This is a genomic window from Pseudomonas sp. VS40 (genome assembly GCF_018587885.1).
In the GTDB taxonomy this organism is placed as follows: Bacteria; Pseudomonadota; Gammaproteobacteria; order Pseudomonadales; family Pseudomonadaceae; genus Aquipseudomonas; species Aquipseudomonas pergaminensis.
The window spans coordinates 511,124-529,386 of the sequence record NZ_JAGYWD010000006.1 but is presented as its reverse complement, the minus strand read 5'-3'; the positions used below and the strand labels follow the sequence as shown (position 1 = coordinate 529,386).

Annotated in this window: 20 protein-coding genes; 11 read left to right on the top strand and 9 right to left on the bottom strand. The window is 61.0% G+C overall.

What is annotated here, in order from left to right; genetic code table 11:
• The first annotated feature begins 371 nt into the window (after nt 1-371).
• Nucleotides 372-1,583 carry a YeeE/YedE family protein gene (locus tag KHP07_RS20830; RefSeq protein ID WP_214497939.1) on the top strand — a complete coding sequence of 404 codons (1,212 nt, stop codon included), beginning with the start codon at nt 372-374 and terminating at the stop codon, nt 1,581-1,583.
• Nucleotide 1,584: 1 nt separating this feature from the next.
• Here the strand turns inward: KHP07_RS20830 and KHP07_RS20825 are convergent, their stop codons facing one another.
• Both KHP07_RS20825 and KHP07_RS20820 read right to left on the bottom strand, forming a co-directional pair.
• On the bottom strand, nt 1,585-1,746 hold the full coding sequence (locus tag KHP07_RS20825) for a DUF2986 domain-containing protein (protein WP_095016070.1): 162 nt from the start codon (nt 1,744-1,746) through the stop codon (nt 1,585-1,587).
• Nucleotides 1,747-1,863: 117 nt separating this feature from the next.
• Nucleotides 1,864-2,004, bottom strand: a complete 141-nt coding sequence (locus KHP07_RS20820) for a hypothetical protein (RefSeq protein ID WP_158235497.1) — start codon at nt 2,002-2,004, stop codon at nt 1,864-1,866.
• 244 nt (nt 2,005-2,248) lie between these two features.
• On the opposite strand from KHP07_RS20820, the gene KHP07_RS20815 reads away from it, so the two are divergent.
• From KHP07_RS20815 to msrA, 3 genes are all read left to right on the top strand, one after another.
• Nucleotides 2,249-2,536 (top strand): hypothetical protein, encoded by a 288-nt coding sequence (locus KHP07_RS20815; RefSeq protein ID WP_214497938.1) that lies wholly within the window; start codon nt 2,249-2,251, stop codon nt 2,534-2,536.
• A 295-nt stretch (nt 2,537-2,831) separates the two neighbouring features.
• Nucleotides 2,832-4,178: a hypothetical protein gene (locus KHP07_RS20810; RefSeq protein ID WP_214497937.1), complete on the top strand. Its 1,347-nt coding sequence runs from the start codon at nt 2,832-2,834 to the stop codon at nt 4,176-4,178.
• 95 nt (nt 4,179-4,273) lie between these two features.
• A complete protein-coding gene (gene msrA, locus KHP07_RS20805; protein WP_099492320.1) occupies nt 4,274-4,780 on the top strand; it encodes a peptide-methionine (S)-S-oxide reductase MsrA in 507 nt (168 codons plus the stop codon).
• Between the two features lie 61 nt (nt 4,781-4,841).
• Here msrA and KHP07_RS20800 read toward each other — a convergent pair whose 3' ends face one another.
• The 6 genes from KHP07_RS20800 to KHP07_RS20775 form a co-directional block, all read right to left on the bottom strand.
• Nucleotides 4,842-5,339, bottom strand: a complete 498-nt coding sequence (locus tag KHP07_RS20800) for a septation protein IspZ (RefSeq protein WP_099492321.1) — start codon at nt 5,337-5,339, stop codon at nt 4,842-4,844.
• A 64-nt stretch (nt 5,340-5,403) separates the two neighbouring features.
• Nucleotides 5,404-5,934: a hypothetical protein gene (locus tag KHP07_RS20795; RefSeq protein WP_214497936.1), complete on the bottom strand. Its 531-nt coding sequence runs from the start codon at nt 5,932-5,934 to the stop codon at nt 5,404-5,406.
• Between the two features lie 208 nt (nt 5,935-6,142).
• The gene (locus KHP07_RS20790) at nt 6,143-7,393 is read right to left on the bottom strand and encodes a flavin-containing monooxygenase (protein WP_214497935.1); all 1,251 of its coding nucleotides are present in this window, start codon (nt 7,391-7,393) and stop codon (nt 6,143-6,145) included.
• A 181-nt stretch (nt 7,394-7,574) separates the two neighbouring features.
• Nucleotides 7,575-8,015 (bottom strand): type II 3-dehydroquinate dehydratase, encoded by a 441-nt coding sequence (locus KHP07_RS20785; protein WP_214497934.1) that lies wholly within the window; start codon nt 8,013-8,015, stop codon nt 7,575-7,577.
• Nucleotides 8,016-8,028: 13 nt separating this feature from the next.
• Nucleotides 8,029-9,009: an NAD(P)H-quinone oxidoreductase gene (locus KHP07_RS20780; RefSeq protein ID WP_214497933.1), complete on the bottom strand. Its 981-nt coding sequence runs from the start codon at nt 9,007-9,009 to the stop codon at nt 8,029-8,031.
• The gene (locus KHP07_RS20775) at nt 9,006-9,428 is read right to left on the bottom strand and encodes a RidA family protein (RefSeq protein WP_010567220.1); all 423 of its coding nucleotides are present in this window, start codon (nt 9,426-9,428) and stop codon (nt 9,006-9,008) included. Before KHP07_RS20775 ends, KHP07_RS20780 begins: the two co-directional genes overlap by 4 nt.
• 182 nt (nt 9,429-9,610) lie before the next feature.
• Between KHP07_RS20775 and KHP07_RS20770 the strand changes: the two genes are divergently transcribed.
• The 7 genes from KHP07_RS20770 to argE all read left to right on the top strand — a co-directional run bounded on the left by KHP07_RS20770 (nt 9,611) and on the right by argE (nt 16,769).
• Nucleotides 9,611-10,579, top strand: a complete 969-nt coding sequence (locus KHP07_RS20770) for a LysR family transcriptional regulator (protein ID WP_025855077.1) — start codon at nt 9,611-9,613, stop codon at nt 10,577-10,579.
• Between the two features lie 281 nt (nt 10,580-10,860).
• Nucleotides 10,861-12,378, top strand: coding sequence for an amino acid ABC transporter permease/ATP-binding protein (locus KHP07_RS20765; RefSeq protein WP_214497932.1), 1,518 nt, complete (start codon nt 10,861-10,863; stop codon nt 12,376-12,378).
• A 27-nt stretch (nt 12,379-12,405) separates the two neighbouring features.
• The gene (locus tag KHP07_RS20760; protein WP_214497931.1) at nt 12,406-13,278 is read left to right on the top strand and encodes a phytanoyl-CoA dioxygenase family protein; all 873 of its coding nucleotides are present in this window, start codon (nt 12,406-12,408) and stop codon (nt 13,276-13,278) included.
• Between the two features lie 42 nt (nt 13,279-13,320).
• Nucleotides 13,321-14,151, top strand: a complete 831-nt coding sequence (locus tag KHP07_RS20755; protein WP_015885045.1) for an ABC transporter substrate-binding protein — start codon at nt 13,321-13,323, stop codon at nt 14,149-14,151.
• 54 nt (nt 14,152-14,205) lie between these two features.
• Nucleotides 14,206-14,937, top strand: a complete 732-nt coding sequence (locus KHP07_RS20750) for a class II aldolase and adducin N-terminal domain-containing protein (protein WP_214497930.1) — start codon at nt 14,206-14,208, stop codon at nt 14,935-14,937.
• A gap of 9 nt (nt 14,938-14,946) precedes the next feature.
• A complete protein-coding gene (locus tag KHP07_RS20745; RefSeq protein WP_214497929.1) occupies nt 14,947-15,621 on the top strand; it encodes a DUF1028 domain-containing protein in 675 nt (224 codons plus the stop codon).
• Nucleotides 15,618-16,769 (top strand): acetylornithine deacetylase, encoded by a 1,152-nt coding sequence (gene argE / locus KHP07_RS20740; protein ID WP_214497928.1) that lies wholly within the window; start codon nt 15,618-15,620, stop codon nt 16,767-16,769. Before KHP07_RS20745 ends, argE begins: the two co-directional genes overlap by 4 nt.
• 18 nt (nt 16,770-16,787) lie before the next feature.
• On the opposite strand, the gene KHP07_RS20735 is transcribed toward argE, so the two are convergent.
• Nucleotides 16,788-18,029, bottom strand: a complete 1,242-nt coding sequence (locus KHP07_RS20735; RefSeq protein WP_214497927.1) for an acyl-CoA dehydrogenase family protein — start codon at nt 18,027-18,029, stop codon at nt 16,788-16,790.
• Between the last annotated feature and the right edge of the window lie 234 nt (nt 18,030-18,263).

Here is an 18,263-nt window from a genome sequence, read left to right as displayed (position 1 = left end):
CCGACAGCAATAAAGATCCAATGTGGGAGTTGTCGAGCCCCAGCGAGGCTACGAAGGCGGCGGCACTGCCGACATATTCTTTGCCTGACACACCGCCTTCGCAGCCTCGCTAAAGCTCGACAGCTCCCACAGGGGATTGAAGGGGTATGTTGGGTCTCGGTTCACAGGGCCATTGCGGCGAATGCAGTACCCGACAGCAATAAAGATCCAATGTGGGAGTTGTCGAGCCCCAGCGAGGCTACGAAGGCGGCGGCACTGCCGACATATTCTTTGCCTGACACACCGCCTTCGCAGCCTCGCTAAAGCTCGACAGCTCCTGCAGGGTTATACTCGCCCCCTCGCAATCAACCCATTCAAACCCGAGATACCCCATGAGCACCTCTCTCCCTCTCACCCCCGCGCGCAAGCCTGTCGCGCCGCTGGTGGCCTTTTTTATCCTGGTGCTTGGCGCCCTGTTCCTGCAAAACACTGTCGGCGCGCGCCAGGTGCTGTTACTGGTGGTCGGCGCGGCATTGGGCTTGACCCTTTACCACGCCGCCTTCGGGTTCACGTCGGCCTGGCGGGTGTTCATCAATGATCGCCGCGGCGCTGGCCTGCGCGCACAGATGGTGATGCTGGCGGTGGCGGTGTTGCTGTTTTTCCCGGCCTTGGGGGCGGGCACATTGTTCGGTCAGCCGGTGGTCGGGCTGGTGGCGCCGGCCGGGGTGTCGGTGGTGTTCGGGGCATTTATCTTTGGGATCGGCATGCAGTTGGGCGGCGGTTGTGCGTCGGGCACGCTGTTCACCGTGGGCGGCGGTAATGCGCGCATGCTGGTGACGCTGTTCTTCTTTATTTGTGGCTCATTGATTGCCACGCACCACGTGGATTGGTGGTTTGCGCTGCCGGCGTTCCCGGCAGTATCTATCGTCAAGAGTTTCGGTGTAGTGCCGGCGCTGGGCTTGAGCCTGGCCGTGTTCGCAATCATTGCGGTGGTGACCGTGCGCCTGGAGAAGGGCCGTCATGGCCAGCTGGAAGAGGGTGTAAAGAGCGAGCACCAAGGCCTGCGTCGCTTCCTGCGGGGGCCGTGGCCCCTGGTGTGGGGCGCCGTCGGCCTGGCCTTGCTCAACTACGCCACGCTGGCATTGGCGGGGCGGCCATGGGGCATTACTTCGGCGTTCGCGCTGTGGGGCGCCAAAGTCGCGAGCGGCCTGGGTGTGGATGTGGCCAGCTGGGCGTTCTGGCAGATGCCGGGCAATGCCAAGGCCCTGGCCGCGCCGGTGTGGGAAGACATCACCAGCGTGATGGACATCGGCATCGTCCTCGGTGCGCTGCTGGCCGCCGGCCTGGCCGGGCGCTTCGCCCCGAGCCTGAAAATCCCGGCGCGTTCGCTGGTGGCCGCGGTGATCGGCGGCCTGTTGCTCGGCTACGGCTCGCGCCTGGCTTATGGCTGCAACATCGGCGCGTACTTCAGCGGCATCGCCTCGGGCAGCCTGCATGGCTGGGTATGGCTGGTGGCGGCGTTCATTGGCAACAGCGTGGGTGTGCGTCTGCGACCGTTTTTCTTTGCGGGCGAGCGGCCGCAGGTGGCATTGAGCGGTTGCTGAATCAGCTTTCCGGAGAACTGTCTGGCGCCTGAGCCGCTTCAGCCGCCAGCTTTTCGCGGTCCGCCTTGCTGATGTATTTATCCTTTTTCTTCGGCGCCAATTTAGCGTTGGCCTTCCTGGCTTTTTCCTTGAAGAGCTGCTGGAGTTTTTTCTGGCGGTTCATGTGGGTATACCCGGGTTGTACAGGCCCGGGATGATACCAGCTAAAAATCCGCCGCCGTGCGCCGTGCCGCTGTCCGCCACAAAAAACCAGTGATCAGAGCCACCACGTGTTGCTGAATCACCGCCCGTGGCCGAGCCCCCTCGCAATCACCAGCGCCGGAACCGGTAGTGCGGCGAGGCTGGCGGCGGGCTGGGCGATCACCGCATCTGCAGGCATCGCCAGGCCGATCAACAGCAGGCCGGTGAGGGCGGTTTTCACGGTTTTATCGGCCTTGATGTGAGAGCGGAATCATGTCGTGAAGCAAGGGTTTTTAATAGAGGGGAAGCGGGACTAGGAAGTTGCTGACAAAGTCCTACTTTTAAGTATTACAGATAAGGACTTCATGTTTTTAGGAAGTGAATGCCTTACATGAAATGAAAAATCGTGCAAGGGTAGTGGTGTGATTCTTACTGTTGGAATGATTTGAACCTCAGGTGCTCACTTATGAACTAGGGTGAAGATTATGAAAAGCTTGAAAGGCATTAATAAGTTTTGGCTTGCTGTGTGTGTTGTGTTGGCGTTTTTTACAAAGGATGTGGTATTGGCGGCGGAGGGCGTTTTTACTAAAACGGTTGCGCCAGGTCCCATACTGGTATTATCCAATTCCAATGATGTACCGGGTGTCGAGTTCGCGAATTTTAGTGTGCTGGCGGCAGATATCCCCTCAGGAACACTTTACGATCCCAAGCAAATATCCGAAATAAGATGGAGTACAACACACTATCCTGGAACTCTCAGAGAGCAAATTTAGCTATGTTACTATCGCGCCTTCAATGCCGAAAAAGATTGTCGTGATATCTTCCCGAGCTCTTCTGGCGTGCTGATGGATTTTAATAATCAGCCCTTCGGTCATGGTTCGAAAGTTACGATTTTTCATAAGGTGTGGGGGGGGCTCCACCTTACGCTCGTCCTGCGGGCGTTGATTCTGTGACTATTAAATACAGGTATTGATGTGTGATGTGATGCCCGCAGCCAATTTTTCTGCGGGTGTTTAGATAGGCAATAAACTTATGACCATTCACATGCCCTACGCAAGGTGAATACTAATGATCACTATCAGTCCAAATATCTCCTCGTCTGACAGTCGAGTGACGAATGATTCCGGCGGCATTGTTGTCCGGTCCACAATCTCGCCTGACAACGCCCAGGCTGATCCACCCCTCTCTACGCGAAATGATGGCACCACCACCGTCTCGATCCTGGCGCGTCAATTGAGTGATGCGGCAAAGCGTGCGGAGGCGCCGACGGGTCAAAAGAACGCCGACCCCCTAGAACCCATCACCGACGAACAGTACTTCGCCAACAAGGCACAGCATGACGCAGAGATTCCAACGTCCAATAACCCGGAACTCCTGGCCCGTGCACGGCAAGCGACCGGTTTCCTCAACGGTTATGACAGCAACCCCTTCAAGGGGCTAGGGCGAGACCAACTTAACCTGGTCGCCCGCGACAAGGGCGGCGCCTTCACGGTTAACGAGCGACGCGCGGCATGGGAAACAGTTCAGTCGATGGAACCTTCAGGTGCTTTGAGCCCGAAGCCAGCGACCAATGTCGGTCGTGAGATCATGATTTCGCGCTTGTTTCTCGGTAGAGAACCCCCCGTGGCTCTTCCATCCGCCACCTCTGCGGATGCCCTTCAGAAACGAAATGAATTCCTCACCCACGATGATCGTGCGTTGATCTCGGATATGTACGCTTATGTACAGTCAGAAGGTGCGGATCTGAGCCACGTCGATCTTTTGGTATCTGCACTCGCTGACTATCGTTATTACAACGACGGTCGCCAACTCATTAGCAATAATGGCTATTACGTCGACGAGTATTGGACGACATTCGATTTCAAGCCGGAGGACGCTGCGATCGCTTCACGGATATTGTCCAGTTCAGCGCTCAGCAGCACGCGTATCGACCAGGGCTTTGTCCGACACGTCCTAGACCCGGGCATCGGAGCGTTCTCCCACATCGGCGGTATACCGTTCCTGGAACGTATGGTGAAAAAATTCTCCGACGAGGGCGCGGATCAACCCCCACTCGGCAGCGAGTACGCCACCTTCAAACACGCCAAAACTGCGGATCATATCGTCACCACCACGCACAAAGACATCAAACTCCCCCCCTCCGAGGCCCTCTTCGAAGTCGTCAACGGTGTGTGGAACCTCACCGAATACGGTAAGGCCGCCGGCTATGTACTGGATGTGGCTAACCGCCGGGTCTATAAGCCAGATGATCCCCCAAATGATCAAATTCGCCCGCGTTCTAACGTAAATGGGCCTGACGGTGACGCGCCCGACAGCTCCCTTCTGGACGCCCTCGCAGACACCCGCGACCCGCCTCAGGCACGCTGGCTCTTACCCGGCCATCTGTTCAAATTGATGAAAAACCTCAAACCCTGAGGTCTCGGCGCACTGGGTAATCAAACGGTGAATCTTGCTATTGGCCAACACAGCCCCATAACTACGCTTGTATCCACCAAACGCAAGGGCAGACCATGACCAACTCAACCGAAACCGCCATCCTCGCCGGCGGCTGCTTCTGGGGCATGCAAGACCTGTTGCGCCGCTACCCCGGCGTACTGCAGACCCGTGTGGGCTACACCGGCGGCGATGTGCCGAATGCCACGTATCGCAACCACGGCAACCATGCCGAAGCGATTGAAATCGTGTTTGACCCGGCGGTGATCACCTACCGACAGATTCTCGAATTCTTTTTCCAGATCCATGACCCGAGCACGCCTAACCGGCAGGGGAATGATTTGGGGCCGAGCTATCGGTCGGCGATTTATTACCTGAGTGAGCAGCAGCGTGACATTGCTGAAGACACGGCTGCGGATGTGGATGCATCGAAGTTATGGCCAGGGCGGGTGGTGACGGAGATTGAGCCGGCGGGGCCGTTTTGGGAGGCGGAGCCGGAGCATCAGGATTACCTGGAGCGGATTCCCAATGGCTATACCTGCCACTTTATTCGGCCGAATTGGAAGCTGCCGAAGCGCGCCTGATGCAAAGGTGCAGCTGATTCGGGGTCAGCCCCTCCAAGGTTTGACCCCTGACCCCCCTAGGTCAAGGCCACTTGGGCGCTGAGCTGGTCAACGAGTCTTCTTCCAGCGCCGCTATCTGGTCAGCGGTGGACGGCGCTTGGGCCCAACCCAGCACAAAGATGCTGAGCGCGAACAGCAGCGGGCTGCCGTAGACCTTGTAGTTCACCCACACTTCAAACGGCGCAAAAAAGGCAAGTAGGGCATTCAAGATGGCCAGGCCGGTCATTAGCAGTGACAGCTGAAGCGCATAGGTGCGCCATTGCGCCGGCGAGCGCTTCAACCTGGCGCCGAATACGGCCTGCAGCACGTTAACGCGACACCCGATCTCCAGAGCCGTGATCAACAGTGCGAACAAAGCGAGTGTGATGGGTGGCCCGAATCGCAAAAAATCCGCGTTGACGAGCAACGCACCGCCGATCGTGAAACCCAACACCAGGCTGAAAAGTCCGGAGTAGATGAAAAATGCCAGGTACGTACGCCACAACAGGCTGAGGGCCAGGGAAAATCGCTGCTTTATCATCACTACCTACGTCCTTGTCAGAAAACTCGCCATTGTTATGGGTGGGTCATTCAACTTATCGCCTTTATCGTCTCCCTGACTCTTCACCTACTTCCCCAAAAACTCGCGTTCCCGCGGCATCACCGAGTGTCAGGGCCGACAGTGCTTTCAGCTTGTTATGAGGGCCAGTCAAGCGTGTTCCTCCGTCGCGTGTTGTCACGGTGATCCTCTCTGAATCACAGCGATACAAGGGGGTGAACATCGGCCTTTTTGGGTAATACACGCCTTCCTCTCGTTCGGAATATTTCAAGGTGAGCAAGGCGTTGCGCAGGGCGTCAGGGTTGATGGCGCCTGCAATATGCCATTCGGAAAGCGCGGCCAAACGGTACATGCTGCAGGCAGTGGCTACCGACATACCAAAGGTCCAATTGAAGAGAAAGTCGCGCTTGAATGTGTCGGTTATGCCAAGAGCATGGGCAGCCCATAGCAGGCCCGCCATCAGTGTGTAATAGATAACGATGGCTTGGGGGAGGGCCAGGGCCTTGTAAGGGTCGACCGCAAATGGGTCTTTGAGCGTCAGCCGGGTGATGGCTGTGTGGTTGTCGGATTGCTTCAAGCGATACCCCTCCTGGGTGGTGTTTTCCTGAGTGAGAGCGGGTCGCATTCTACGCAAAGTGTGGAGGCTGCGCAGGGGTGTGTTTCTTGAGGGGGCATGCTTATTGTTAGAGCGGTCGTCATCGTAGCCTCGCCAGGGCCCGACAACTCCCACATGGGAGCGGTGTTATGTGTGGGAGTTGTGGCCGCGAAAAGAAATGTCCCCTTACTCAGTCGGTTTTGTAAGCCTTGTAGTCGTTCTGCACCACGATATGGTCCGCCACGTATTTCGCATCGTGCCAAACCCCGTAGATAAACGATGACGCGCGGTTGACCAGGTTCGGCAGCCCCAAAAAGTAGATGCCGCTTTCCGCCGAGATCCCGCGCTTATGGAACGGCTCGCCTTTCTCGTCAAACGCATTCACCTTCAACCAGCTGAAATCGAAGGTGAAGCCGGTCGCCCACAGGAGGGTGGTCACGCCGGCCTCAGCCAAATCCAGGCTGAGGATCGGATTCACCAGGCACTCCGGGTCAGGCAACAGTTCCCAGGCTTGCGGCTCCGGCGGAAACGGCAAACCGTTCGCTTCGATATAGGCATCCGCATCGCGCAGTACATCGAAGTAGGCCCGATCGCCTTCGGCCACGTTCTGGGCCAGGCCCGGTTGGAAGGTCATGACGCCGTCCGCCCACGCCTGGGTGACGCCTACCAGGCGAATCCCCTGGTGCGCCAGGCGGCGGAAGTCCACGGTCTTGCCGCCCTCATAACCACTCACCGCGAACGCCACGTGTTTTTTCTTCGGCTGGATTTTGACTTCATCCCACAGGCCCAGTGCACCCAGCCACCAGCAGTAGTCGCGGCTGCGGTAGGCGCGGGGCGGGCGGTAGTGTTCGCCCACCGAGAGGTACACGGTCTTGCCGGCTTTTTGCAGTTCTTCGGCGATTTGCGAGCCGGAGGCGCCAGCGCCCACCACCAACACGGCGCCTTCGGGCAGTTGGCCGGGGTTCTTGTAGGTGGAGGAATGCAACTGATGAATCGGCGCGCTGGCGGGGACGATGTTCGGGATGGACGGGCGCTGGAACGGGCCGGTGGCGGCGACCACGTTGGCGGCTTCGATCACGCCCGCCGAGGTGGTGACCTTGAAGCCGGGGCGGCCGACATGGCGCTCCACCGCCTGTACTTCCACGCCCGTGCGTACCGGCGCCTGCAACTGCTGCACATAGGCTTCAAAGTAATCCGCCATGCGCTCTTTCGGTGGAAAGGCCTCGGGTGAAATGCCTTCGAATTTGAGGCCGGGGAAGCGGTCATGCCACGCGGGGCCGTTGGCGACGAGGGAGTCCCAACGTTCGGAGCGCCAGCGTTCGGCGATGCGGTGGCGCTCCAGCACGATATGGGGCACGCCCATCAGGGACAGGTGTTCGCTCATGGCGACACCGGCCTGGCCTGCGCCGACTACCAGGGTGTTGATGGTTTCTACTGACATGGGCGGTTCCCGAGGATAGGTTGAACATTTGTGGTGAGCGGGCTTGTCCCGCGCTGGGCTGCATAGCGGCCCTAATCAAGTCATCGCGTTCTTTCAGGTAAACCCCGCTGTGAGGTTTGGGGCCGCTTCGCGCCCCAGCGCGGGACAAGCCCGCTCACCACAGCAGTTCGTCTGTCTGAGGCTATGTCGCTAAAAGCTCGGCCACGGCCGTAAGTGCCAGTTCATAGCCGAGCGCGCCTAGCCCGGCGATCACACCAGTGGCGGCCTTGGACACGTAGGACTGGTGCCGGAAGCTTTCGCGCTTCCAGATATTGCTCATGTGCGCTTCGATGATCGGGCCGTCGAACGCCAGCAGCGCATCGAGGATCGGCACCGAGCTGTAGCTGAGCCCGGCGGCGTTGATCACGATGGCATCGGCGCTCAGGCGTGCGTCCTGGATCCAGTCCACCAGCACGCCTTCGTGGTTGCTCTGGCGAAAGTCCAGGGCCAGGCCCAGCGCAGCGGCGTGGCGTTGGCAGCGGGCTTCGATGCTGGCGAAGCTTTCGCTGCCATAGGCGCCGTTTTTGTCCAGCCCGTAGAGGTTGGCGTTGGGCCCGTTGAGGAAAAACACGCGGTGGGTCATGAAGGGCTCCAGGTTATTCGGCGACGGTCAGCACAACTTTGCCGACGTTGGCATTGGCTTCCAGCAGGCGATGGGCATCAGCGGCTTGAGCCAGCGGCAACTGCGCATGGATCTGCGGGCGCACCAGGCCGGAGGCCAGCCAGGGCAGGAAACGCGAGCGGATGCACACCGCCAGGCGGGCTTTTTCGGCATGGCTTTTGGGGCGCAGGGTGGAGGCGGTGAGGCTGAGGTTCTTGCGCATCAGCACCTGCAAGTCCAACTCGATGTGAGCGCCTTGCAGGAACGACAGGCTCACATGCCGTCCGCCCATGGCCATGGCAGCGAGGTTGCGCGCCAGGTAAGGGCCGCCGACGTTGTCCAGCACCACGTCGACACCGCGCCCTTCGGTGCAGTCGTTCACCCCCTCGACGAAGTCTTCAAGGTGCCGGTCAATCGCGCGCCACACGCCCAATGCTTGCAGCATCGCGACTTTCTGCGGGCCGCCGGCGGTGGCAATCACCCGCGCCCCGGCGGCCTGCGCACACTGCACGGCAAAACTGCCGACGCCACTCGCCGCGCCGTGGATCAATACCGAGTCGCCACTGCGCAGGCGCCCCAGTTCAAACAGGTTGTGCCACACCGTAAACGCCGCTTCCGGCACCCCGGCAGCGTCGAGCAGCGACAACCCCACAGGCACTGGCAAGCAGTGCGCCGCTTGGGCGACAGCGTATTCGGCATAGCCACCCCCATTGAGCAAAGCCATGACGCGATCACCGAGGGCAAACTCATCCACACCCTTGCCCAGCGCGACAACAATGCCCGCCGCCTCCAGCCCCAGCACATCGGTGACGCCAGCCGGAATCGGCGAGCCGCCGCGTTGCATCACGTCCGGGCGATTCACCCCAGCCGCCGCGACGCGAATCAGCACCTCACCGGCTTGCAACGCCGGTACAGGGCGCTCCACCAGCTGCAGTACTTCAGGCCCGCCAGGCTCGCGGGCGATCACCGCTTTCATACGGTCCAGTCGTCCGGCACGACAGCGATCACATCGATCTCCATCAACCATTCCGGCTGGCCGAGGCCAGAGATCACCAGCCCGGTGGAAATCGGGAACACGCCTTTGAGCCATTTACCCACTTCCTGGTAGACCGGCTCGCGGTAGCGAGGGTCGATCAAATAGGTGGTGGTCTTGACGATATGCGACAGGTCCGAGCCGGCCTCTTCAAGCAGTTGCTTGACGTTCTTCATCGCTTGCTCAGCCTGGGCGCGCGGGTCGCCGAGGCCTACCAGGTTGCCGTCGAAATCAGTGCCGATCTGGCCGCGCACGTAAATGGTGTTGCCGGCGCGCACGGCCTGGCACAGGTCGTTGTCCAGTGCCTGGTTGGGGTAGGTCTGTTTGGTGTTGAACATACGGATGCGGGTGTGGGTGGGCATAACGGCAACTCGTGGGAAGCGGGATGAATCCAGCTTCACACCGGCCCGTTTCCAGCGAAACCAGCATTTGCGCGGGGTAGTGCTTAGGAAAAACCGAAGCCCGTGCAGGTCATCGCTTTGCGCCTGACCCGGCACGAACCCTGCAACGCTACCCGCACAGTCATTGTTGAGGGGCAGGCGTGATGCTCAGTCGTATTACTCAGCGTCAACTGGAGTATTTCGTTGCGTCGGGAGAGGCGGGCAGCATCAGTGCTGCCGCTGAACGCATCCACGTGTCGTCGCCGTCGATCTCGGCGGCGATCACCCATATGGAGGCCGAGCTGGGCATCCAGCTGTTTATCCGCCACCACGCCCAGGGCATTTCCCTCACGGCGGTGGGGCGCCTGGTGATGCAGGAAGCCAAGCTGATCCTGGAGCAGATGACCAACCTTTACACCATCGCTTCGGAGTCGTTGAACACCGTGCGCGGGCCGTTGCGGGTGGGCTGCCTGGAGTCGCTGGCGCCGATGATCACGCCTGAATTGGTGTTTGGTTTCGGCCGCGCGTTTCCCGGCGTGCGCCTGACGCAAGCCGAGGGCAACCACGAGGAACTGCTGGAAAAACTGCGCAGCGGCGAGCTGGATATCGCCCTGACCTACGACCTGGTGACCAGCCCGGACATCGACTTCCAACCGCTGGCGCAGTTGCCGCCTTATGTGATGGTGGGCGAATACCACCCGCTGGCGAGCTTGCCGGCGGTGAGCATGCAAGACCTTGAGGCTTACCCGGTGGTGCTGCTCGACACGCCCTGGAGCCGCGACTATTTCCTCAGCCTGTTCATCCAGGCCGGCACCACACCGAACATCATCATGCGCTCCACCAACCTTGAAACGGTGCGCGCCATGGTGGGCAACGGTATCGGCTATTCCTTCGCGAATGCGCGGCCCAAATCGAACATGTCCCAGGACGGCAAGCGCGTGATCCGCCTGCGCCTGGCGGGTGCACACCGGCCGATGCGCCTGGGCTACGCCACCGCCAGCAATACCCAGTTGTCGCGGGTGGTGTCGGCGTTTGCCGAGCGCTGCCGCATGTTTGTGTCCGACCAGTACATCCCCGGCATGGCGCCGCCGAGCTTTTTTGACCCGCATGCGGTGCGGGCGATGGCGGTGTGAGCTGAGATTGCACCAGTAAGTGGCGTGCGCGATACGGCCAACTCAAGGCTGCACCAAAGGTGGGAGGGGGCTTGCCCCCGAAAGCGGTGTGTCAGCTACCCATCAGTTGGCTGACCCATCGCCATCGGGGGCAAGCCCCCTCCCACATTGGATTTTGGTTGCTCTCAGGCTGCATAGGTTCTGCCTACCCAGTGCCCCGGCTTTTACGAATTGACCCCAACCGCCTCCCCCCACGACTCTGAACCCATCGATGTAGATCAACTTCTCAGGGCACAGCGACGATGACATTCGACTGGAATTACATGTTTGGTTTGCTGGGCGATGCCGAGTTCTGGCGCGCGACGTGGACGGTGATCAAGCTCAGCACCCTGACCTGGGTCTTGAGCATTGGCCTGGGCTTTCTGCTGGCACTGGCCAAGCAATCCAGGCATGGCCTGCTCAGCGTGCCGGCCCGTGGCTACATCTGGCTGTTCCGTAGCCTGCCGCTGTTGGTGCTGCTGATCTTTATCTACAACCTGCCCCAGGCGCTGCCCGGCACCTCGGCGGTGCTGGCTGACCCGTTCTGGTCGGGCTTGCTGGCGCTGGTGATCTGCGAAACCGCCTATGTGGCCGAGATCCATCGCGGTGGCCTGCTCTCGATTCCCAAAGGCCAGGGCGAGGCGGCGCGGGCGCTGGGCCTGAAGTTTTTCGGCACGCAATGGCGCGTGGTGATTCCCCAGGCGCTAAGAGTGGCCTTGCCGTCGCTGGCCAACGAATACATCTCCATCGTCAAGCTCACCTCGCTGGTGTCGGTGATCTCCCTGACCGAGATCCTGATGGTCGGCCAACGCCTGTATTCACAGAACTTCCTGGTGATCGAGACCATGGCGGCGGTGGCGTTCTTCTACGTGTTTATCGTCACGGTGTTCGACTTCCTGCTCAAGCGCCTGGAGCGCTTCCTCGACGTTAACCAGCGCAACGTTTCCCGCGTTCCCGATGCAGCGGTGCTGGCCTTGGCAACCCAACAACGCACGGCCTTGGCGCGCCCTGCCACTAACGGTGAGCCCGCGCTGCAAGCCGCGCGGCTGCACAAGGCCTACAACGATATCGAGGTGCTGGGCTCGGTCAACCTGCAGATCCAGCCCGGTGAAGTGGTGTCGGTGATCGGCCCGTCGGGCTCCGGCAAGACCACGCTGATCCGCCTGCTCAATGGCCTGGAGCAACTGGACAACGGCGAGATCAGTATCAACGGCCAGCCGTTCATTCACCTGAACAAAGTCGGCGCGCAGAAGCCCCAGTACATCGAACACGCCGAGCATCGGCTGAACATCGGCATGGTGTTCCAGAGCTTCAACCTGTTCCCGCATTTGAGCGTGCTCGACAACCTGCTGATGGCACCGAAATACCATCGGCTGGGCGCGACGTCCGACCTCAAGCAACAGGCCTACGCACTGCTGCACAAGGTCGGCATGCTCGACCATGCCTGGAAATACCCGCACCAGCTGTCCGGCGGGCAACAACAACGCGTGGCCATCGCCCGCGCGCTGATGATGCGCCCGCAGATCATGCTGTTCGACGAGCCTACCTCGGCCCTCGACCCGGAGAAAGTCAACGAAGTGCTGCAGGTGATCGAAGCCCTGGCGGAGGAGGGCATCACCATGGTGATCGTCACCCACGAGATGAACTTCGCCTTCAAGGTGTCCGACCGCATCGTGTTCATGGAGAAGGGCCGCGTGGTCTGCGACGACACGCCGGGCGCCCTGCGCAGCGGCCACAACCCACGCGTGGAGGCGTTCCTCAAGGACGTCTCGCTGGCGTGATCTCTTTAACGTTCAGGAAACACTAAAATGATCGAGCAATCGCAAATCGAACAATTCCAGCGCGACGGATTCCTGGTGGTAGAAGGGGTGTTGTCGGTGGAGGAAGTGGCCGCGCTGCAGCATGACTTCGACCAGTGGGTTGAAGAAAGCCGCAGTCATGACCGGGGTTGGGGCGCCACCGTCGATGGCCGTGAGCGCTTTGACCTGGAAGGCGACCACCGCGCCGATCACCCGTCGCTGCGCCGGGTCAGCTCGCCCACGGAGATTTCCCCAGCGTATGAACGTGTGGCGTTGCACTCGCGGATGGCGGCGATTTCCGCGCAGCTGATCGGCGCCCAGGGCACGCGTTTTCACCACAGCAAGATCAACTCCAAACTGCCCCACACCGCCACCCAGGTGAAGTGGCACCAGGACTTCCTGTTCACGCCCCACAGCAACGATGACATCGTCACCGCCTTGTTGATGGTCAGTGAAGTGACCCCGGAAAACGGCCCGTTGAACGTGATTCCCGGTAGCCACAAAGGCCCGCTGTGGTCGCACTGGCAACAACAGCGTTTTACCGGCTCGGTGGACGACGCTGTCGTCGAAGAGCACTGCCAGCAACCGGTGGCCTGCTATGGCCCGGCCGGCTCCGTGTGCTTCATGCACACCCGTCTTCTGCATGCTTCCAGCCCCAACGAGACCGAACTGCCGCGCACCCTTTTCATCAGCGTATACGCCGCTGAAGACGCGCTGCCATTCGGCGAAAACCCGTTGCCCAGCACACATGCCGGCCTGCTGGTGGCCGGTGAAGAAAGCGGCTTGGTGCGCTCCACCGACAACCACATGCGCTTGCCGCAGAAGCCCCGTGGCGCCTCATTCTTCGTGCAACAAGCGGGACAAGATTCAGCCACTGCCTAGCCACATTCCTTGCTACCTACTAAAACCTTGCAGGTAATCACCATGACAGCGTTTCGTAAAAGTGTTCGTCCCCTTGCCGTGTGCCTGTTGGGCGCAGCGGTTGCGATGACTTCGTTGGCGGCTTCGGCGTTCCAGCAGGACGGCAAGATCATCGCCGGTTCCGATGTGACGTTCTTCCCCTATGAGTACATGGATAACAACAAGCCGGCAGGCTTTGACATCGAGTTCATGGACGGCCTGGGCAAGGTCATGGGCCGCAAGGTCGAGACCCTCGACACACGCTTCCCCAACCTGATCACCGGCTTGCAGGCCGGGCGTTTCGATGTGACCAACTCGTCGATGTACATCACCGCCGAGCGGGTCAAGGTCATCGACATGATCCCCTACCTGAAAAGCGGCGAGTCGATCCTGACCCTCAAGGACAGCACCTTCCAACCCAAGACCCCGGAAGAGTTCTGCGGCCACAAGATCGGCTCCATGGGCGCCACCTCGTGGCTGGCACAGATGAACAAGCTGTCGGCGGAGTACTGCGTGGCCAAGGGCTTGAAGCCGATCCAGATCAGCGAATACAGTACCGACCCGCAAACCACCCAGGCCCTGCTGGCCCACGCCGTTGAAGCGCAGATCACCGACGCCGCCGTCGCCCGTGGCGTGATCGACAAGCTCGGCAACCGCGTGGTGATCTCGTCCGACACCCTGATCTACCCGGTTCTCAATGGCTTCGGCGTGAAGAAGGGCAATGACACGGTGAAGAAGGCCTTGCTCGACGGCCTGGAAAAATACCGCGCCACGCCTGAGTACGCCGCCTTGCTCAAGAAGTACAACTTCGAAGCGCCTACCGATGCGGACATCGCCGCACTGATGCCGAAGTAAACCTACAAGCGCGTGCCGCATTCGCGTGCGGCCGCGCCCTGCGGAGACCGATTCATGGCGTTATCCCACGAAGAAAAGACGCGCATCGACCTGGCAGCGACCTTTCGCATTATCGCGCACTTGGGCATGCACGAAGCGGTAGCCAACCACTTCAGCGCCGCCGTATCGGCCGATGGCAAACAGTTTTTGCTCAACCCGAAGTGGAAGCACTTCTCCCGTATCCGCGCCAGTGACCTGTTGCTGCTGAACGCGGACGACACCTCTTGCGCCGAAAACCCCAACGTGGACGCCACCGCCTGGTCGATCCACGGGCAGATCCACCGGCTGCTGCCGCACACCCGTGCGGTGCTGCACTTGCACCCGGTCTACACCACGGCGGTGGCGTGCCTGGCCACGCCGCACATCCCGCCGATCGACCAGAACACCGCGCGCTATTTCAACCGCGTGGCCGTGGACGAACTGTACGGCGGCATGGCCGACACCGAGGCCGAAGGCGCGCGCCTGGCCGGTCTGCTCGACGGCAAGAGCCGCCTGCTGATGGGCAACCACGGCGTGATGGTGACGGCGGGGTCTATCGGTGAGGCGTTTGACGATATCTGGACCCTGGAACGCGCCTGCCAGATCCTCGTGACCGCCTGGTCCACCGGGCAGCCGTTGCGGGTGTTGTCCGATGAAGTGGCGGAGAAGACTGCACGGGGCTGGGAAGGTATCGCGGACTTCTCGCGCCAGCACTTTGAAGAAATGAAGCAGTTGATGATCGACGCTGACCCTTCCGTGCTCGACTGAGGAAACCCCATGACTTTTTCCGTTGTCGCCCGCTGCGCCGAGACGGGCCAGTTGGGTATCGCCATCAGCTCATCAAGCATTGCGGTGGGCGCGCGTTGCCCGTGGCTGCGGCCCGGCGTGGGCGCGGTGGCGTCGCAGAACATCACCTTGCCCAGCCTGGGGCCGCAGGTGCTCGACTTGCTGGAGCAAGGGATGGCGCCGAGTGAGGCGCTTGCCGCCTTGGCTGGGCAGGATCACAGTGAATACCGCCAGGTGACGGTGATTGATAACGCAGGCCGCACGGCGCATTTCAGCGGCGCGCAGACTCTGGGCATTCACCATGCGGTGAGTGGCGAGCAGTGTGTGGCGGCGGGGAATATGCTCGCCCAACCTGCTGTGATCGACGCCATGGTGGCGGTTTTCGAACAGGCCTCCGGACATCTGGCCGACCGCCTGCTGGCGGCGATGCACGCCGGTGTGGCAAGCGGTGGCGAAGCCGGGCCGGTGCATTCGGCGGCGCTGGTTATCGTCGATGATCTGTTGTGGCCGGTCGTAAACCTGCGCGTGGACTGGGCCGATGCGGACCCGATCAGTGCCCTCGACCACCTCTGGCAGGCCTATCGTGGGCAATTGCAGGCCTACATCGACCGCGCCATCAACCCGCAGATCGCACCCGGCTATGCCGTGCCGGGAGATGACCGATGAACAGCAGCCGCGACCTGTTGGCGCAACTGGTGCGCTTCGACACCACCAGCCGAGAATCCAACCTGGCCCTGATCGACTTTGTGCGCACGTACCTGCAGGACCACGGCGTGGCCTGTGAGCTGGTGTACAACGAGCACAAGAGTAAGGCCAACCTGCTGGCGACTATCGGCCCGGCAGAAGTGCCCGGCATTGTGTTGTCCGGGCATACCGACGTGGTGCCGGTGGACGGCCAACGCTGGAGTGTGGCGCCGTTTGAACTCACCGAGAAAGACGGCCAGTTGTACGGCCGTGGCACGGCGGACATGAAGGGTTATATCGCCTGTGTGCTGGCCTGCGTGCCGGCTTTGGTGCAGGCAACGTTGCGCATGCCGGTGCATATCGCGCTGTCCTACGATGAGGAAGTCGGCTGCCTGGGTGTGCGCTCGTTGATCGAGCGATTTCACGGGCAGCCGGTCAAGCCGCTGCTGTGCGTGATCGGCGAACCCACCGAACTCAAGCCGGTGCTCGGCCACAAGGGCAAGCTGGCGATGCGGTGCCAGGTGCATGGGGCGGCGTGCCATTCGGCCTATGCGCCTACGGGCGTGAATGCCATTGAATACGCCGCGCGGTTGATCGGCGAACTGGTGCGGCTCGGCGAAGCGCTCAAGGCGCCGCAGCATCTGGATCAGCGTTTCGATCCGGCATTTTCCACGGTGCAGACCGGCCTGATCAACGGCGGCAAGGCCCTGAATATCGTCCCGCAGGACTGCAGTTTCGACTTCGAAGTGCGCTCCTTGCCGACTCAGGATCCCTGGCAGGTTGCCCGGCAATTACAGGTATACGCCGAGCAGACCCTGCTGCCGGCGATGCGGGCGGTGAGTGCGCAATCGGCGATCAGCATCAGCGAGCTGTCGAGTTACCCGGGCCTGGCCACTTCGCTGGAAAGCCAGGCCGCCGAGTGGGTTGCACAGTTTTGCGGCTCGCAGGATTTCGGCACCGTTGCCTTTGGCACGGAAGGCGGCCTGTTCGACCAGGCCGGCATTCCCACGGTGGTGTGCGGGCCTGGCAGCATGGAGCAGGGGCACAAGCCGGACGAGTTCATCAGCGTGGCGCAGTTGCAGGCCTGTGATCGGATGCTAGCGCGGGTGCTGGGGTTTGTGAGCCAGTAGCATCTGTGGTGATCGCCTTTATATTTTTGCGACGCCTACTCGCCATTGCGCAGGCGGCAAAATCCCATTCACCAGGTAATTTCCCGCAATCCGCGATTTGTACACGCGCGGGTTGTGGTTCGCCAGGGTTCGCGCGTTTCGCCACAGCCGGTCCAGCGCCTTGTTGCTGGCCGTGGCACTGGCGCCCAGTGCATCGAACAGCGCCGTGGTGGCCGCCAGTGTCGCATCCACCACCGGGTTCACTGCCAGGCACACTTCCAATTCAGCCAGCGCAACCTGCGGATCGTCATCGTGCAACGGCTGGTCATGGGCGATCACATACCGCGCGGTGTGCTCCAGTCGTTGCGCCGCTTGCTGGGCGATGGCTTGCGCGGCGTAGGCCTGGCTGGCGACTTCACCGATCACTTGCAGCAGTTGTACGTCCTGGCCGGCGGTGTCGGCATTGCCGGTGGTGAAGGTGCGCGCGCGTTGGCTGAGTTCCTCGGCACCGCTGAGGGCGGCGCGGCGGGCGATGCCGGCGAGGGTGCTGAGGTGGTAGAGCTGGAAGAACGACTGGCCGTGGCCAAAGCGCTGTTGGGTGGGGCGTACATCGTCATCCACCACGGGCGCATTGTCGAAGAGGCAGGTGCCGCTGGCGGTGAGGCGTTGGCCGAAGCCATTCCAGTCGTCGACGATCTGCACACCGGGAGCCTTGAGGTCGACGACTACGCTGTAGATCGTGCCGTCTTCGCCCGTCGCGATGGTGTTGATCAAGTCGCTGTAGAGCGCGCCGGTGGTGTAGAACTTTTTGCCGCTGATGCGCAAGGCGCCGGCTTTGTCACGGTGCAGGCGGGTGTCGAAATCGCCACGAGCCCCGGTGCCGACTTCAGTGCTGCCGGGAGAGAGCAGGGCACCCTGGCCGAGCCGGTCCAGCCACTTGGCGCGCCAATCCAAGTCCTTGGCGCTGAGCACGTCTTCGCAAAAACCGAAGTGCCCGCGCAGGGCTTGGGTGATGTTGGAGTCGGCGGCGGACAGCTCTGTGAGCAGCGCCAGCAACTCGACCAACGTTGCATCCTGGCCGCCATAACTGGCTGGCAGGCGCCAGCGCGGTAGGCCCAAGGCGTTCAGTTGCTGGATCACGGTGGCGAGGCTGCCACGTGTCTGATCCGCCACCGCCGCTTGCGCGAGAATCTGCGCAAAGAGCGGGCGAAACGGTGCGGCCAGTTGTTCGTAACGGGCAGTGGGCGGTACGCCCCAGATGTTCAAAGCGGGAATCGACATGCAATGGACCTTGCAGAAAATGGTTCAGGTGCTGGGGTCCAGTGGTCTGGTGAGCTCACCCTAACTCAGGCGCGGCGAAGTTTTTAATACGAAAAGCAGCTAGCGACCTGTACGACGGTTCTATCGATAGTGCCCAACAGTATTAAACCCCGCGCTTTTATTGCGTTAGCTTCTACGACAAACGACCAGACTGCACGCCCACGGATGGTTGAACCAACCCTCCAACCCTGTGGG

Excerpts from the sequence above, each read along its gene's own strand:
- KHP07_RS20755 (WP_015885045.1), top strand. The coding sequence starts at position 13,321 with ATGACAGCGTTTCGTAAAAGTGTTCGTCCCCTTGCCGTGTGCCTGTTG.
- KHP07_RS20825 (WP_095016070.1), bottom strand. The coding sequence starts at position 1,746 with ATGAACCGCCAGAAAAAACTCCAGCAGCTCTTCAAGGAAAAAGCCAGG.
- KHP07_RS20765 (WP_214497932.1), top strand. The coding sequence starts at position 10,861 with ATGACATTCGACTGGAATTACATGTTTGGTTTGCTGGGCGATGCCGAG.
- KHP07_RS20810 (WP_214497937.1), top strand. The coding sequence starts at position 2,832 with ATGATCACTATCAGTCCAAATATCTCCTCGTCTGACAGTCGAGTGACG.
- KHP07_RS20760 (WP_214497931.1), top strand. The coding sequence starts at position 12,406 with ATGATCGAGCAATCGCAAATCGAACAATTCCAGCGCGACGGATTCCTG.
- KHP07_RS20785 (WP_214497934.1), bottom strand. The coding sequence starts at position 8,015 with ATGACCCACCGCGTGTTTTTCCTCAACGGGCCCAACGCCAACCTCTAC.
- msrA (WP_099492320.1), top strand. The coding sequence starts at position 4,274 with ATGACCAACTCAACCGAAACCGCCATCCTCGCCGGCGGCTGCTTCTGG.
- KHP07_RS20775 (WP_010567220.1), bottom strand. The coding sequence starts at position 9,428 with ATGCCCACCCACACCCGCATCCGTATGTTCAACACCAAACAGACCTAC.
- KHP07_RS20830 (WP_214497939.1), top strand. The coding sequence starts at position 372 with ATGAGCACCTCTCTCCCTCTCACCCCCGCGCGCAAGCCTGTCGCGCCG.
- KHP07_RS20750 (WP_214497930.1), top strand. The coding sequence starts at position 14,206 with ATGGCGTTATCCCACGAAGAAAAGACGCGCATCGACCTGGCAGCGACC.
- KHP07_RS20770 (WP_025855077.1), top strand. The coding sequence starts at position 9,611 with ATGCTCAGTCGTATTACTCAGCGTCAACTGGAGTATTTCGTTGCGTCG.
- KHP07_RS20780 (WP_214497933.1), bottom strand. The coding sequence starts at position 9,009 with ATGAAAGCGGTGATCGCCCGCGAGCCTGGCGGGCCTGAAGTACTGCAG.
- KHP07_RS20790 (WP_214497935.1), bottom strand. The coding sequence starts at position 7,393 with ATGTCAGTAGAAACCATCAACACCCTGGTAGTCGGCGCAGGCCAGGCC.
- KHP07_RS20735 (WP_214497927.1), bottom strand. The coding sequence starts at position 18,029 with ATGTCGATTCCCGCTTTGAACATCTGGGGCGTACCGCCCACTGCCCGT.
- KHP07_RS20745 (WP_214497929.1), top strand. The coding sequence starts at position 14,947 with ATGACTTTTTCCGTTGTCGCCCGCTGCGCCGAGACGGGCCAGTTGGGT.
- KHP07_RS20800 (WP_099492321.1), bottom strand. The coding sequence starts at position 5,339 with ATGATAAAGCAGCGATTTTCCCTGGCCCTCAGCCTGTTGTGGCGTACG.
- argE (WP_214497928.1), top strand. The coding sequence starts at position 15,618 with ATGAACAGCAGCCGCGACCTGTTGGCGCAACTGGTGCGCTTCGACACC.
- KHP07_RS20815 (WP_214497938.1), top strand. The coding sequence starts at position 2,249 with ATGAAAAGCTTGAAAGGCATTAATAAGTTTTGGCTTGCTGTGTGTGTT.